A 13,533-nucleotide genomic window follows, 5' to 3' on the forward strand; every position below is an offset into this window, starting at 1 on the left:
CGCTTCGCTTATCAGGCCTACGAAAATATCTCAACCGTAGGCCGGATACGGCATTTATGCCGTCATCCGGCATGGATAACAAAACCTTACTCCGGCAGCGTCCAGTCACCTTCGTTGAGTGGGCGCTGCATAATCAACGTATCCCGCCAGTCTCCCTTCTTATACCCGACGCTACGCAATTGTCCGGCAATCTCGAAACCGTGTTTTTTATGCAACCGCAGCGAGCCGGGATTGCTATGCCCGTCACCTATCACCGCCACCATCTGCCGCCACGGCCCTTCCTCGCAGCGGGTGATTAACGTCTGCATCAACAGGCTGCCGATGCCGCGTCCGGTCATGCTGGCATCGACATAAATCGACTCTTCCAGGGTAAAGCGATAGGCCGGGCGCGGGCGATACTGCGTGGCGTAGCAATAACCGACCACCACGCCGCGATAGAGCGCCACCAGCCACGGCAGACCATACTGCGCGACTGTACGCATACGTCGGCGCATCTCATCGATTGTCGGGGGCGTTTCTTCAAAAGAGGCGCGACCATTCAACACATGCCACGCATATAACGAGGAGATCGCCTCTACGTCGTCGGGCAGCGCGTCACGCACTGCGATATCGTGATCAGAAAGCGTATCGGCAACAGACATGGTTCTCACCTTTGCGAAGAAAAACCGGAGTCATTACGACTCCGGTACATCTCATTACTTTTGCACGATATTTCGCGCAAATCCAGCCCATGCCATCAGGCCTGGTTGCTGGAGCTAATCAGAAGAGGGGACTTTCCAGAATTTCTGCTTACTGGTTTTGCCTATTCCGGGATTCATACTGTTGGTCGGGTCATTTTCGCGATAAAAACGGGTCAGCGCGGGCGGTGCTTCATACAGATGCCCGACGTTATGCTCAGCCGGGTATTGCGCGCCACGCTGTTTCAACAGTTCCAGCATTTGCTCTTTCAGCGCGTGAGCATCCACGCCTTTCTTCACGATGTAATCCTGGTGGAAGACGTAGCACATAAAGTGACCGTAATAGAGTTTATGCACCAGTTGGCTGTCAATTTCCGCTGGCAGATGTTCATACCACTCGGTGTCATTGCGGCGCAGAGCGATATCCAGCGCCAGAATATCCTCCACCTCATCGGCATGAACCGCCTGGTAGCGAATGGCCGCGCCAGCCGCTGCAAAGCGGTGCAGGAAGGCCTTGCTGCCTTCTTCCGGCGTGCAGGCAAAGAAGTCGCCTTCTGCGGTTTTAAAGAATTCCGTGAGCCAACTTTGTGCTTCAGCGACGCCATCGCCCGCCATTTTTAACAGCAGATGATGTTCATATTTATCGCGCCAGCTTTTCATGCGCGGCGGCAGATGACTCGGGAACAGGTGACCAAACTTTTGCATCGCGCGGTCGGTAAAGTGCGGACGGAAGAATTTCACCTTTTCCAGCATCGCATCGGTGCGGCCTTTCAGCGTGAAGAAGAACGGCATTTTGTCGGTGCCGAGCTTGTCAATCATCAGGAAGGTGTCTTTGCCGTACTGTTCAGCAATGTCGTAGATATCGCGGTGCATGTATTCACCCGCTACCGGCAGATTGTTGAACGTCGCCAGAATATGACGGCGGATCTCCGTCAGCACCTCGGGTTGGTTGGTGCCAATGTAAAACACCTGCTGGTTTTTTTCCGCTTCAAAGGTGTCGAGACGCACGGCGAAGACCGCCAGTTTCCCGGCACAGCCAGAGGACTCGAACAGGCGATCCGGATCGGCGTTATAGCGCGCCGGGGTGTCGGCATCAATGTCTCTGACGCGGGTGACGTAGTCGTGATCGTGCGCGTGACGCCCGTCGTGGCGGACATTTTCTTCTTTGATCCGCTCATCGTCCAGCTGACTCAGGATCTGCTCAGGCGTTTGCCCCAGATCGATCCCCAGATGGTTAACCAGCTGCAGCTTGCCGTTTTCATCGATGCGGGCAAACAGGGACATTTCGGTATACGCCGGGCCTCTTTGCACCAGCGAGCCGCCGGAGTTATTACAGATCCCGCCAATGACCGACGCGCCGATACATGATGAACCAATCACCGAGTGCGGTTCACGTCCCAGTGGTTTCAGTGCTTTTTCCAGTGAGTACAGCGTGGTGCCTGGATACGCCAGCACCTGTTCGCCTTTGCCCAGCACGTGCAGTTTGTCGAGACGCAGGGTGCTGATAATCACAATTTCGCGGTCATAATCATTGCCGTTCGGCGTGGAACCTTCGGTCAGGCCGGTATTGGCGGCCTGCATCAGGATAATTTTATCGGCGTTGACGCAGGCGTTCAGCACGCGCCAGAGTTCCAGCAGCGATCCGGGAAAGACCACCGCCAGGGCGTCGCCCTGACCGGAACGGAAGCCCTTGCGATAGCGGGCGGTTTTAGCAGGTTCGGTCAGCAGGTGTGAATGTCCCACCAGGCGGGCGAGCTCATTCAGGAAGGTTTTATTATCAGTTGTTGTAATGGAAGACATTCTCCACTCCTTGTGGTGGGACAAAATATCAGGTTCAAGCATAGCGCTTTGTATGACAATACGCTTTCTCATTCGCGCTGTCTTTGAATTGGCGGCGTTGAAAATTAAGAGAATAACCTTAGCTTTCTGCCGCGCTGCCGTTTAGGCTTATGGCAAAATGCGGTTTTTGTTATATTTTCGCTGCCACGTCGGGCTTTAGAGAAAGAGAGAATCAACATGAAATGGCTATGTTCTGTAGGTGTCGCGGTCAGTCTGGCGGTGCAACCCGCGCTGGCGGAGGAGCTGTTCGGTAACCATCCGCTGACGCCGGAAGCGCGGGATGCGTTTGTCACCCAGTTGCTGACGAAAATGACCGTCGATGAAAAAATTGGTCAGTTGCGTTTAATCAGCGTCGGCCCGGATAATCCGAAAGAAGCGATCCGCGAGATGATCAAAGATGGCCAGGTGGGGGCGATTTTTAACACCGTCACCCGTCAGGACATCCGCAAAATGCAGGATCAGGTGATGGAACTGAGCCGCCTGAAAATCCCTCTCTTTTTTGCCTATGACGTGCTGCATGGCCAGCGTACCGTCTTCCCGATTAGCCTCGGGCTGGCATCCTCTTTTAACCTCGACGCGGTGAAAACCGTCGGACGCATCTCGGCGTATGAAGCCGCCGACGACGGTCTGAACATGACCTGGGCGCCGATGGTCGATGTCTCCCGCGATCCGCGCTGGGGACGCGCCTCGGAAGGCTTTGGCGAAGATACGTATCTGACTTCCATTATGGGAAAAACGATGGTGGAAGCGATGCAGGGCAAAAGCCCGGCAGATCGCTATTCGGTGATGACCAGCGTTAAGCACTTCGCCGCCTACGGCGCCGTGGAGGGCGGTAAAGAGTACAACACCGTGGACATGAGTCCGCAGCGCCTGTTTAACGACTATATGCCGCCGTACAAAGCCGGTCTGGACGCAGGCAGCGGCGCGGTGATGGTGGCGCTGAACTCACTGAACGGCACGCCAGCGACCTCTGATGCCTGGCTGCTGAAAGGTATTCTGCGCGACAAGTGGGGCTTTAAAGGCATTACCGTCTCTGACCATGGTGCGATCAAAGAGTTGATTAAACACGGCACCGCCTCCGACCCGGAAGATGCCGTCCGTGTGGCGCTCAAGTCCGGCATTAACATGAGTATGAGCGACGAGTATTACAGCAAGTACCTGCCAGGACTGATCAAATCCGGCAAAGTGACAATGGCGGAGCTGGATGACGCGGCGCGGCACGTACTCAACGTGAAATATGACATGGGGCTGTTTAACGATCCGTACAGCCATCTGGGGGCAAAAGAGTCTGATCCGGTGGATACCAACGCCGAAAGCCGTCTGCACCGGAAAGAGGCGCGTGAAGTGGCGCGTGAAAGTCTGGTGCTGTTGAAAAACCGCCTCGACACGCTGCCGCTGAAAAAGTCGGGGACGATTGCGGTTGTCGGCCCACTGGCGGACAGCAAACGCGATGTGATGGGCAGTTGGTCCGCCGCAGGCGTCGCCGATCAGTCCATCACGGTGCTGACCGGCATTAAAAATGCTCTCGGTACAAAGGGGAAAGTGGTGTACGCCCATGGGGCCAACGTCACTAACGATAAAGACATTGTCACCTTCCTCAATCAGTACGAAGAGGCGGTGAAGATGGATCCGCGTTCACCTCAGGAGATGATTGATGAAGCCGTCAAGACGGCGAAGCAGTCTGACGTAGTTGTCGCCGTGGTGGGTGAGGCGCAGGGCATGGCGCATGAAGCGTCAAGCCGTACCGATATCACACTGCCGCAGAGCCAGCGCGATCTGATTGCGGCACTGAAAGCGACCGGCAAACCGCTGGTGCTGGTGCTAATGAACGGTCGTCCGCTGGCGCTGGTGAAAGAGGATCAACAGGCCGATGCGATTCTGGAAACCTGGTTTGCCGGTACGGAAGGCGGCAACGCGATTGCCGATGTCCTGTTTGGCGACTACAACCCGTCGGGCAAACTGCCAATGTCCTTCCCGCGTTCGGTAGGGCAAATCCCGACCTATTACAGCCACCTCAACACCGGTCGTCCGTATAACGCCGACAAGCCGAACAAATACACCTCTCGCTATTTTGACGAAGCCAACGGCCCGCTCTATCCATTTGGTTATGGTCTGAGTTACACCACGTTTGACGTTTCTGACGTGACGCTTTCTGCGCCAACCCTGAAACGCGACGGCAGCGTGACGGCGAGTGTGAAGGTGACCAACACCGGCAAGCGTGAAGGTGAGACGGTGATTCAGCTGTATGTGCAGGACGTCACGGCTTCCCTGAGTCGTCCGGTGAAAGAGCTGAAAGGCTTTAAGAAAGTGAACCTGAAACCTGGCGAAACGCAGACCGTCAGTTTCCCGATTGATATCAATGCGCTGAAGTTCTGGAATCAGCAGATGAAGTTCGACGCCGAACCCGGCAAGTTCAACGTCTTTATCGGCGTCGATTCTGCCCGCGTGAAGCAGGGATCGTTTGAATTGTTGTAACCGTTACAGGGGGAACTTAGGCATGGGTTCCCCCTTGTGGGTACCGTGAAAAAACGGAAATGTCGGGTTAACAGAACACTTTTCGACTATGCTTTCCCCTCAAGTCGCTGAAAAAGGCGGCAAAAAGATGAGGAAAGCATCATGACAATCTCAAAGATTTGGGCCGGTTCGCTGGCGCTGTTAGCGGCAATGAGCTTACCCTTGCAGGCGGCGTCGCCGGTGAAGGTCGGATCGAAAATTGACACCGAAGGTGCGCTGCTCGGCAACATCATTTTGCAGGTGCTGGAAAGCCACGGCGTCAAAACGGTCAATAAAGTCCAGTTGGGGACCACGCCGGTCGTGCGCGGCGCGATCACCTCGGGCGAACTGGATATCTACCCTGAATATACCGGTAACGGCGCGTTCTTCTTCAAAGATGAAAACGATCCGGCGTGGAAAAACGCGCAAGCAGGCTTTGAGAAAGTCAAAAAACTCGATGCAGAGCAAAATAAGCTGGTCTGGTTAACGCCGGCGCCAGCCAACAATACCTGGACTATCGCGGTACGTAGCGATGTCGCCGAAAAAAATAAACTCACTTCACTGGCCGATCTCGGGCGCTATCTGAAAGAGGGCGGCACTTTCAAACTGGCCGCCTCCGCTGAATTTATCGAGCGTGCTGACGCGCTGCCCGCTTTCGAAAAAGCCTACGATTTCAAACTCAGTCAGGCGCAACTGCTTTCGCTGGCGGGCGGTGACACCGCCGTGACCATTAAAGCGGCCGCGCAGCAAACGTCCGGCGTCAACGCCGCGATGGCCTACGGTACGGATGGTCCGGTCGCCGCGCTGGGCTTACAGACCTTAAGCGATCCTAAAGGCGTTCAGCCCATTTATGCGCCAGCGCCTGTGGTGCGTGAGGCGGTACTGAAGGAGTACCCGCAGATGGCGGAATGGCTGCAACCGGTGTTTGCCAGCCTCGATGAAAAAACGTTGCAACAACTTAATGCCAGCATTGCCGTTGAAGGGTTAGACGCCAAAAAAGTGGCGGCGGACTATCTGAAACAAAAGGGATGGGTGAAGTAAAAGGGCTGAAAAAGGTTGGGTGACGTGTCAAAAGTCAGTATTCAGCGCGTACTGTTGCTGCTGGTTATTCTTTCAGCCGCTGCCGTCGCGCTGCCGTTTGTAAACTATGCGCCGAATCGCCTGGTATCGGGCGAGGGACGACAGCTCTGGACGCTCTGGCCCGGTTCGGTGTCGATGCTCACCGGCGCGGGTTGCGCCTTGCTGGCATTATGCTTTGTGCCGGGAAAAAAGGGAGCCGTGTGCACGCTGGTGGTGGCGCAACTGCTGGTGATTCTGATGCTGTGGAGCGTAGGCAAGGCGGCGACGTATCTGGCGGAAACCGGGACGCCGCTGGCGCGAACCAGTGTGGGAAGCGGTCTGTGGCTGGGGCTCGCGCTGGGATTGCTGGCCTGTAGTGATGCCATCCGGCGGATTACCGCGCAACCTCTCTGGCGCTGGGTGTTACATGCGCAGATGGCGATTGTTCCCGTCATACTCCTGTTGACGGGGACGTTCGACGACCTCTCATTGCTCAAAGAGTACGCTAACCGCCAGGATGTCTTTGATGATGCGCTGGCTCAACATTTGACGCTGTTGTCAGGGACCGTATTGCCCGCGCTGGTGATTGGCATTCCCCTCGGTATCGGATGTTATTTTTCACCCTCCCGCCAGGGACCGGTGTTTACCGTCCTCAATGTGATCCAGACCGTTCCTTCCGTTGCCCTGTTTGGCTTGTTGATTGCGCCGCTTGCCGGACTGGTAAAAGCGTTCCCCTGGCTTGCCTCGGTGGGTGTGGCGGGAACCGGTATGACACCGGCGTTGATCGCGCTGGTGCTGTATGCGCTTTTGCCGCTGGTGCGTGGCGTGGTGGCCGGATTGAATCAGGTTCCCCATGATGTTCTGGAAAGCGCACGTGCGATGGGTATGAGCACCGTTCAGCGTTTCCTTCACGTGCAGTTGCCGCTGGCCTTGCCGGTCTTTTTACGTAGCCTGCGGGTGGTGATGGTACAAACCGTCGGGATGGCCGTCATCGCGGCGCTGATTGGCGCAGGCGGTTTTGGCGCGCTGGTTTTTCAGGGGCTGCTCAGCAGTGCCGTGGATCTGGTGCTGCTGGGGGTGATCCCGGTTATCGCGCTGGCGGTACTGATTGATGCGCTGTTTGATTTAGGGATCGCTCTGCTGAAGGTAACCCACCATGATTGAATTTAGCCACGTAAGTAAAGCTTTTGGTGAGCACAACGCGGTTAGCGACCTGAATCTGCACATTAAAGAAGGCAGTTTCTCGGTACTGATTGGCACTTCGGGCTCGGGGAAATCCACGACCCTGAAAATGATTAACCGACTGGTGGAACATGACAGCGGCAGGATCCGCTTTGCTGGCGAGGAAATTCGCAGTCTGCCGGTGCTGGAACTGCGCCGACGGATGGGCTACGCGATTCAGTCGATTGGCCTGTTTCCGCACTGGACGGTGGCGCAGAACATTGCCACCGTGCCGCAACTGCTGAAGTGGCCGCGCAGAAAAATGGATGAGCGGGTGGATGAATTAATGGCGCTGCTCGGGCTGGAAGAGGGATTGCGCGAACGCTATCCGCACCAGCTTTCCGGCGGACAGCAGCAGCGCGTGGGCGTGGCGCGTGCGCTGGCCGCCGATCCGCAGGTGCTGCTGATGGATGAACCGTTTGGCGCGCTGGATCCGGTCACGCGCGGGGCGTTGCAGCAGGAGATGACCCGTATTCACCGTTTGCTGGGGCGAACCATTGTGCTGGTGACGCACGACATTGATGAAGCGCTGCGACTGGCGGAGCATCTGGTGCTGATGGACGGCGGTGAGATAGTCCAGCAGGGGACACCGTTGGCGATGCTGACGGCCCCGACGAATGACTTTGTGCAACAGTTTTTCGGTCGCAGTGAACTGGGGGTACGACTGCTGTCACTGCGAACCGTGGCGGACTATGTTCGCCGGGATGAGCATATTGACGGAGAGGCGCTGACGGAAGCGATGACGCTGCGCGATGCGCTTTCGGCGTTTGTCGCGCACGGCCGCGATGTGTTACCGGTGGTCAACCCGCAGGGCAGGGTTTGCGGGACACTGCATTTTCGCGATCTGCTATCGGAGACGCTGACGCATGAAACGACGGCGTGACCCGCTGCTCTGGCTGATCGCGCTTTTCCTGCTGATGCTGGCAGGTTTACCGCACAGTCAGGTGATTTTCGCCAGCCTGTTTCCCGAACTTCCACGTCCGGTCTATCAGCAGGAGAGCTTTCTCGCACTGGCGCTGGCCCATTTCTGGCTGGTGGCGGTGTCGAGCCTGTTTGCCGTGGCGATTGGCGTGGGGGCCGGGATTGTGGTGACCCGGCCATGGGGAAAAGAGTTTCGTCCGCTGGTAGAGACCATTGCCGCCGTTGGACAAACTTTCCCGCCCGTCGCGGTGCTGGCGATTGCGGTGCCGGTGATGGGGTTTGGCCAGCAACCGGCCATTATTGCGCTGATTCTGTACGGCGTGTTACCCATTCTGCAGGCGACGCTGGCGGGGATAGGATCGATCCCGGAAAGTGTGCGCAGCATTGCCAGCGGCATGGGGATGAGTCCGGGACAACAGTTACGCAAGGTTGAGCTGCCGTTGGCGGCGCCGGTGATTCTGGCAGGTGTGCGAACGTCGGTGATTATCAATATTGGCACTGCGACTATCGCCTCGACGGTAGGGGCCAGCACGCTCGGTACGCCGATTATCATCGGGCTGAGCGGGTTCAATACGGCGTATGTCATTCAGGGCGCGCTGCTGGTCGCGCTGGCGGCGATCATCGTAGACCGCCTGTTCGAACGGTTAGTGCAGCACCTTAGCCGGCACGCAAAATGAAGGTATAGCCTGCGAGCATCACGCCGCCAATGCCGCCGATGGCCATGAGTAAAAAGAGGGTGATGACACCGATTTTCGCTATGCTCATGATGTTCTCCTTATGTTAACCCAGAGATTATACAGAGAAGCGTAGCTGTTAATGAATCATTAAATGCCAAGCGGGTAAATATCGTGCCCTTCCGCACGCCAGGCATTCAACTGCTGCTGCTGCGCCGATGTCTGATTTTCGCCGCACCACACCAGTAAGGTGCGCCCTTCGAACAGGTCCGGGCGAAACTGGCTCAGCGAATGGGCCAGTACGTCAACCCGCCATCCCTGCTGACTGGCGACCCAGCCTTCCAGCCACAAACGGGTGGTATCGTGAATATTCCAGCCCACCACCAGCGCATCTTTCCCTTGTTTTTTTCTGGCAGAGGCGAGGCAAATGGCGATGTAGTTGATCAGTACGCCATCGAGGATCCCCAGCAGCGCCAGTAGCGTCGGCTGTTGGCACTGCAATCGTCGGCGTAGCGGAAGAAAAAGATGGGTGGTCAGCGTTTGCGCGGGGTAATCCTGGCCACGCTCTTTCAGCCAGACCCGCAGGCTGTGCAGATTGTTGTTTTGCAGATAGTGCAGCAGGGTTTCCTGTTGTTCACGCCAGCCGTTTTGCAGGTCTACGTTCTCATTGCTCAACAGCATTTTGACTTTGCTGACCTGCACCCCGTTATCTATCCAGCGCTTGATTTCGCGGATCCTGTCGATATCCGAATCATTGAACAGGCGATGCCCCCCGTCGGTACGCTGGGGTTTCAATAATCCATAACGCCGTTGCCATGCGCGAAGCGTAACGGGGTTAATATCACAAAGCAAAGCCACTTCACCTATGGTGTAAAGCGCCATCATTTTATCCTTGCTCGCGAGGTCCCAGTCTAACTTTAGTCGCTCTTTTTCGAACCAGGTAGTTTTGTCTGTTTTTTGTTCAGGTGAGGGGGGTTTTAGCAGCACACGGGCATTTTTGTGTGATATCTCTTACGAATTTCTCATTTTATGCAGCAGTTCAAAGACAGATCCCGCGAGTCGATGTATGTTACGCGGTTTTAGTCGAAGTGTGGTCTGCAGGTATGTACGAGTTTAATCTGGTGTTGCTGCTGCTTCAGCAGATGTGCGTGTTTTTGGTTATCGCATGGCTGATGAGTAAAACTCGTTTATTCATACCATTGATGCAGGTAACCGTTCGTTTGCCGCACAAACTGCTGTGCTACGTGACCTTCTCCATTTTCTGTATCCTCGGTACCTATTTTGGTCTGCATATTGACGATTCCATCGCCAACACACGGGCAATTGGCGCGGTGATGGGCGGTCTGCTTGGCGGGCCGGTCGTGGGTGGACTGGTAGGGCTGACCGGGGGCCTGCACCGCTACTCGATGGGCGGCATGACGGCGCTCAGTTGTATGATCTCCACCATCGTGGAAGGATTGCTGGGCGGCCTGGTGCACAGCGTGCTGACGCGGCGGGGACGCACCGATAAAGTCTTTAATCCGCTGACGGCCGGGGCGATCACCTTTGTTGCCGAAATGGTACAGATGCTGATCATTTTGCTGATTGCCCGACCGTTTGACGATGCTTACCGACTGGTCAGCAATATCGCCGCCCCCATGATGGTCACCAACACCGTCGGCGCGGCGCTGTTTATGCGTATTTTGCTCGACAAGCGGGCGATGTTTGAAAAATATACCTCCGCGTTTTCCGCCACGGCGCTGAAAGTGGCGGCCTCCACCGAGGGGATCCTGCGCCAGGGATTCAACGAAGTGAACAGCATGAAGGTGGCGCAGGTGCTGTACAAAGAACTCGATATCGGCGCGGTGGCAATTACTGATCGCGAACGACTGTTGGCCTTTACCGGGATTGGCGACGATCATCATCTGCCGGGCAGGCCGATCTCCTCCGGTTACACGCTGCGGGCCATCGAGACGGGTGAGGTGGTTTACGCTGACGGCAACGAAGTGCCGTATCGCTGCTCGCTGCATCCGCAGTGCAAGCTCGGCTCTACGCTGGTCATTCCCCTGCGCGGTGAAAACCAACGGGTGATGGGCACCATCAAACTCTATGAAGCGAAAAACCGGTTGTTCAGTTCCATTAACCGAACGCTGGGTGAGGGGATTGCACAGCTACTTTCTGCGCAGATCCTCGCTGGACAATATGAACGTCAGAAAGCGATGTTGACGCAGTCAGAAATTAAGCTGCTGCATGCGCAGGTCAATCCGCATTTTCTGTTTAATGCGCTCAACACTATCAAAGCGGTGGTGCGCCGCGACAGTGAACAGGCGAGCCAGCTGGTGCAGGATCTCTCCACCTTTTTCCGTAAGAACTTAAAGCGCCCGTCGGAGATTGTTACGCTGGCCGACGAAATTGAGCACGTGAATGCCTATCTGCAAATCGAGAAAGCGCGATTCCAGGCGCGGTTGCAGGTGAGTTTAAACGTGCCGGATGCGCTGGCCCATCAACAGTTGCCGGCCTTCACCCTGCAACCTATCGTCGAAAACGCCATTAAGCATGGGACGTCGCAACTGCTGGGGACGGGGGAGGTGTCCATCACCGCCCGTCAGGAAGGGCAGTACCTGATGCTGGATATTGAAGATAACGCCGGGTTGTATCAGCCCTCCGCAAACGTCAGCGGTCTGGGCATGAATCTGGTGGATAAGCGCCTGCGTGAACGGTTTGGTGATGATTATGGTATTAGCGTAGTCTGCGAACCAGATTGCTTTACCCGAATAACCCTACGACTGCCCCTGGAGGAGACGCATGATTAAAGTGCTGATTGTGGATGATGAACCGTTAGCGCGGGAAAATCTGCGGATCCTGTTACAGGAACAAAGTGATATCGAGATCGTCGGTGAGTGCGCCAACGCCGTTGAAGCGATTGGCGCGGTGCATCGACTGCATCCGGACGTGCTGTTTCTGGATATTCAAATGCCGCGTATCAGCGGGCTGGAAATGGTGGGTATGCTCGACCCGGAGCATCGTCCGTATATTGTTTTTCTGACCGCTTTTGACGAATACGCGATTAAAGCCTTTGAAGAACACGCCTTTGATTATCTGCTTAAACCGATAGAAGAGGCGCGACTGGAGAAAACCCTTAGCCGCCTGCGCCAGGAGCGGAGCAAACAGGACGTATCGGTATTACCGGAAAACCAGCAGTCGCTGAAGTTTATCCCCTGTAGCGGCCATAGCCGGATCTATCTGCTGCAAATGGATGATGTCGCTTTTGTCAGCAGTCGCATGAGCGGTGTTTTTGTCACCAGCAGCGACGGCAAAGAAGGCTTTACGGAGCTGACGCTCAGAACGCTGGAAAGCCGCACGCCGTTGCTGCGCTGCCATCGACAATATCTGGTTAACATGGCGCAGTTACAGGAAATTCGTCTGGAAGATAACGGCCAGGCGGAGCTGATACTGCGTAACGGGCTAACCGTTCCGGTCAGCCGCCGCTATCTGAAAAGTTTGAAAGAGGCGATTGGTCTGTAAAACTGATACACTGCGCGCCATTGCATCATCGACAGTTGAAGGCTCTATGCTTAGTAACGATATTCTTCGTAGCCTGCGCTACACCCTGAAAGCCAATAATAATGACATGGTGCGCATTCTTGCGCTGGCCGATATGGAATCCACCTCTGCCGGTTTCGACACCTGGATGACCAAAGAAGATGAAGACGGGTTTGTCCGCTGCCCGGATATTATCCTCTCCGGATTCCTGAACGGCTTGATCTACGAGAAGCGCGGCAAAGATGATTCGGCGCCTGAACTGGCGCTTGAGCGTCGGGTGAATAACAACACGGTGTTGAAAAAGCTGCGTATCGCTTTTTCACTGAAAACGGATGATATTCAGGCGATCATGACCCAGCAGAACGTTCGCGTTTCAATGCCGGAAATTACCGCCATGATGCGTTCTCCGGATCATAAAAACTACCGCGAGTGCGGTGATCAGTTTATGCGTTATTTCCTGCGCGGGCTGGCGGTGCGTCTGCACGGCAATAAAGGCTAAAATAGAAAGCGACGACCCGGCCGGATGCCAGGTCGTCGTTGTTTGATTATTTCACTTCTTTAAAGCCAGCGGTTTCCAGCATTTTCTGGCTCTGCTTCATGCTGATACCATTGCTCGGGTCACCCGAAAATTGCGTGCCCATCACGCCCTGCAGCTTTTTAAAGTCAACTTTTTCCATGTCAACAGAAACGGTTTCTTCCGCGTAGCCGTCCTTATAGGTCAGCTTCTCTTCCACGCCGGGAATGTTTTGATATTTTTCGCTGATCGGATCCAGGATCTTCGCCGCATCTTCTTTGGTTTTTACCCCGATAGAGGCATAGTTGATTTTGTTCTCTGAGGTCTGCTTAATGACTTTGTCACCCTTGTAGGTATAGGTCATTACGATCTCAGTGCCATTGACGTCTGCTTTGAATGTTTTGCTTTCTTCCTTGTCGCCACATCCAGCGAGAGAGAAAACGAGAACTGACGCGAAAACGACAGAAAAAAACGTATTTAATGCTTTCATGTAAAACTCCATTTTATTAAACGTCTGGTGCTCAAAAATAAACCTTGCAGGGTATGTATACCAGAAGTAAGGCAGGACGGGGAGAAATGGCTACTGGATATGTCTGAAAATGATTGTTGAAAA

Annotated in this window: 13 protein-coding genes; 8 read left to right on the plus strand and 5 right to left on the minus strand. The window is 55.2% G+C overall.

Going from position 1 to position 13,533, the window contains the following annotated elements; translation table 11 throughout:
* Positions 1–86 precede the first annotated feature (86 nt).
* Both WM46_RS02560 and dld read right to left on the minus strand, forming a co-directional pair.
* Complete coding sequence (locus WM46_RS02560; protein WP_061074693.1) at positions 87–641, minus strand: GNAT family N-acetyltransferase; 555 nt, start codon at positions 639–641, stop codon at positions 87–89.
* Positions 642–755: 114 nt separating this feature from the next.
* Positions 756–2,477 (minus strand): D-lactate dehydrogenase, encoded by a 1,722-nt coding sequence (gene dld, locus WM46_RS02565; protein ID WP_102601327.1) that lies wholly within the window; start codon positions 2,475–2,477, stop codon positions 756–758.
* A gap of 216 nt (positions 2,478–2,693) precedes the next feature.
* Here dld and bglX point away from each other — a divergent pair, with 216 nt between their 5' ends.
* The 5 genes from bglX to WM46_RS02590 all read left to right on the plus strand — a co-directional run bounded on the left by bglX (position 2,694) and on the right by WM46_RS02590 (position 8,887).
* Positions 2,694–4,991, plus strand: coding sequence for a beta-glucosidase BglX (gene bglX, locus WM46_RS02570; protein ID WP_102601328.1), 2,298 nt, complete (start codon positions 2,694–2,696; stop codon positions 4,989–4,991).
* A 141-nt stretch (positions 4,992–5,132) separates the two neighbouring features.
* The gene (locus WM46_RS02575; RefSeq protein WP_102601329.1) at positions 5,133–6,050 is read left to right on the plus strand and encodes an ABC transporter substrate-binding protein; all 918 of its coding nucleotides are present in this window, start codon (positions 5,133–5,135) and stop codon (positions 6,048–6,050) included.
* A 15-nt stretch (positions 6,051–6,065) separates the two neighbouring features.
* Entirely contained in the window at positions 6,066–7,232 is a 1,167-nt protein-coding gene (locus WM46_RS02580; protein ID WP_102601330.1) for an ABC transporter permease, read from the plus strand.
* Positions 7,225–8,172: an ABC transporter ATP-binding protein gene (locus WM46_RS02585; protein WP_102601331.1), complete on the plus strand. Its 948-nt coding sequence runs from the start codon at positions 7,225–7,227 to the stop codon at positions 8,170–8,172. Before WM46_RS02580 ends, WM46_RS02585 begins: the two co-directional genes overlap by 8 nt.
* Entirely contained in the window at positions 8,156–8,887 is a 732-nt protein-coding gene (locus WM46_RS02590; protein ID WP_061074687.1) for an ABC transporter permease, read from the plus strand. Before WM46_RS02585 ends, WM46_RS02590 begins: the two co-directional genes overlap by 17 nt.
* On the opposite strand, the gene WM46_RS02595 is transcribed toward WM46_RS02590, so the two are convergent.
* Positions 8,868–8,975 carry a protein YohO gene (locus tag WM46_RS02595; RefSeq protein ID WP_044258671.1) on the minus strand — a complete coding sequence of 36 codons (108 nt, stop codon included), beginning with the start codon at positions 8,973–8,975 and terminating at the stop codon, positions 8,868–8,870. The two genes, WM46_RS02590 and WM46_RS02595, sit on opposite strands and share 20 nt — an antisense overlap.
* Positions 8,976–9,034: 59 nt before the next feature.
* A complete protein-coding gene (gene mlrA, locus WM46_RS02600; RefSeq protein ID WP_042318017.1) occupies positions 9,035–9,766 on the minus strand; it encodes an HTH-type transcriptional regulator MlrA in 732 nt (243 codons plus the stop codon).
* 221 nt (positions 9,767–9,987) lie between these two features.
* On the opposite strand from mlrA, the gene WM46_RS02605 reads away from it, so the two are divergent.
* From WM46_RS02605 to WM46_RS02615, 3 genes are read left to right on the plus strand one after another with little or no spacing between them, the layout of a single operon-like run.
* A complete protein-coding gene (locus WM46_RS02605; protein WP_102601332.1) occupies positions 9,988–11,676 on the plus strand; it encodes a sensor histidine kinase in 1,689 nt (562 codons plus the stop codon).
* Entirely contained in the window at positions 11,669–12,388 is a 720-nt protein-coding gene (gene btsR / locus WM46_RS02610; protein ID WP_061074685.1) for a two-component system response regulator BtsR, read from the plus strand. The genes WM46_RS02605 and btsR overlap by 8 nt, the downstream gene beginning before the upstream one ends.
* 46 nt (positions 12,389–12,434) lie before the next feature.
* Entirely contained in the window at positions 12,435–12,905 is a 471-nt protein-coding gene (locus WM46_RS02615; RefSeq protein WP_102601333.1) for a DUF1456 family protein, read from the plus strand.
* Positions 12,906–12,951: 46 nt separating this feature from the next.
* Here the strand turns inward: WM46_RS02615 and WM46_RS02620 are convergent, their stop codons facing one another.
* On the minus strand, positions 12,952–13,410 hold the full coding sequence (locus tag WM46_RS02620; protein ID WP_043000154.1) for a YehR family lipoprotein: 459 nt from the start codon (positions 13,408–13,410) through the stop codon (positions 12,952–12,954).
* Positions 13,411–13,533 lie beyond the last annotated feature (123 nt).

This window comes from Citrobacter freundii complex sp. CFNIH2, from assembly GCF_002880615.1.
Taxonomy (GTDB): Bacteria; Pseudomonadota; Gammaproteobacteria; order Enterobacterales; family Enterobacteriaceae; genus Citrobacter_A; species Citrobacter_A amalonaticus_F.

Excerpts from the sequence above, each read along its gene's own strand:
- WM46_RS02575 (WP_102601329.1), top strand. The coding sequence starts at position 5,133 with ATGACAATCTCAAAGATTTGGGCCGGTTCGCTGGCGCTGTTAGCGGCA.
- dld (WP_102601327.1), bottom strand. The coding sequence starts at position 2,477 with ATGTCTTCCATTACAACAACTGATAATAAAACCTTCCTGAATGAGCTC.
- bglX (WP_102601328.1), top strand. The coding sequence starts at position 2,694 with ATGAAATGGCTATGTTCTGTAGGTGTCGCGGTCAGTCTGGCGGTGCAA.
- WM46_RS02605 (WP_102601332.1), top strand. The coding sequence starts at position 9,988 with ATGTACGAGTTTAATCTGGTGTTGCTGCTGCTTCAGCAGATGTGCGTG.
- WM46_RS02620 (WP_043000154.1), bottom strand. The coding sequence starts at position 13,410 with ATGAAAGCATTAAATACGTTTTTTTCTGTCGTTTTCGCGTCAGTTCTC.
- mlrA (WP_042318017.1), bottom strand. The coding sequence starts at position 9,766 with ATGGCGCTTTACACCATAGGTGAAGTGGCTTTGCTTTGTGATATTAAC.
- WM46_RS02590 (WP_061074687.1), top strand. The coding sequence starts at position 8,156 with ATGAAACGACGGCGTGACCCGCTGCTCTGGCTGATCGCGCTTTTCCTG.
- btsR (WP_061074685.1), top strand. The coding sequence starts at position 11,669 with ATGATTAAAGTGCTGATTGTGGATGATGAACCGTTAGCGCGGGAAAAT.
- WM46_RS02615 (WP_102601333.1), top strand. The coding sequence starts at position 12,435 with ATGCTTAGTAACGATATTCTTCGTAGCCTGCGCTACACCCTGAAAGCC.
- WM46_RS02595 (WP_044258671.1), bottom strand. The coding sequence starts at position 8,975 with ATGAGCATAGCGAAAATCGGTGTCATCACCCTCTTTTTACTCATGGCC.
- WM46_RS02560 (WP_061074693.1), bottom strand. The coding sequence starts at position 641 with ATGTCTGTTGCCGATACGCTTTCTGATCACGATATCGCAGTGCGTGAC.
- WM46_RS02585 (WP_102601331.1), top strand. The coding sequence starts at position 7,225 with ATGATTGAATTTAGCCACGTAAGTAAAGCTTTTGGTGAGCACAACGCG.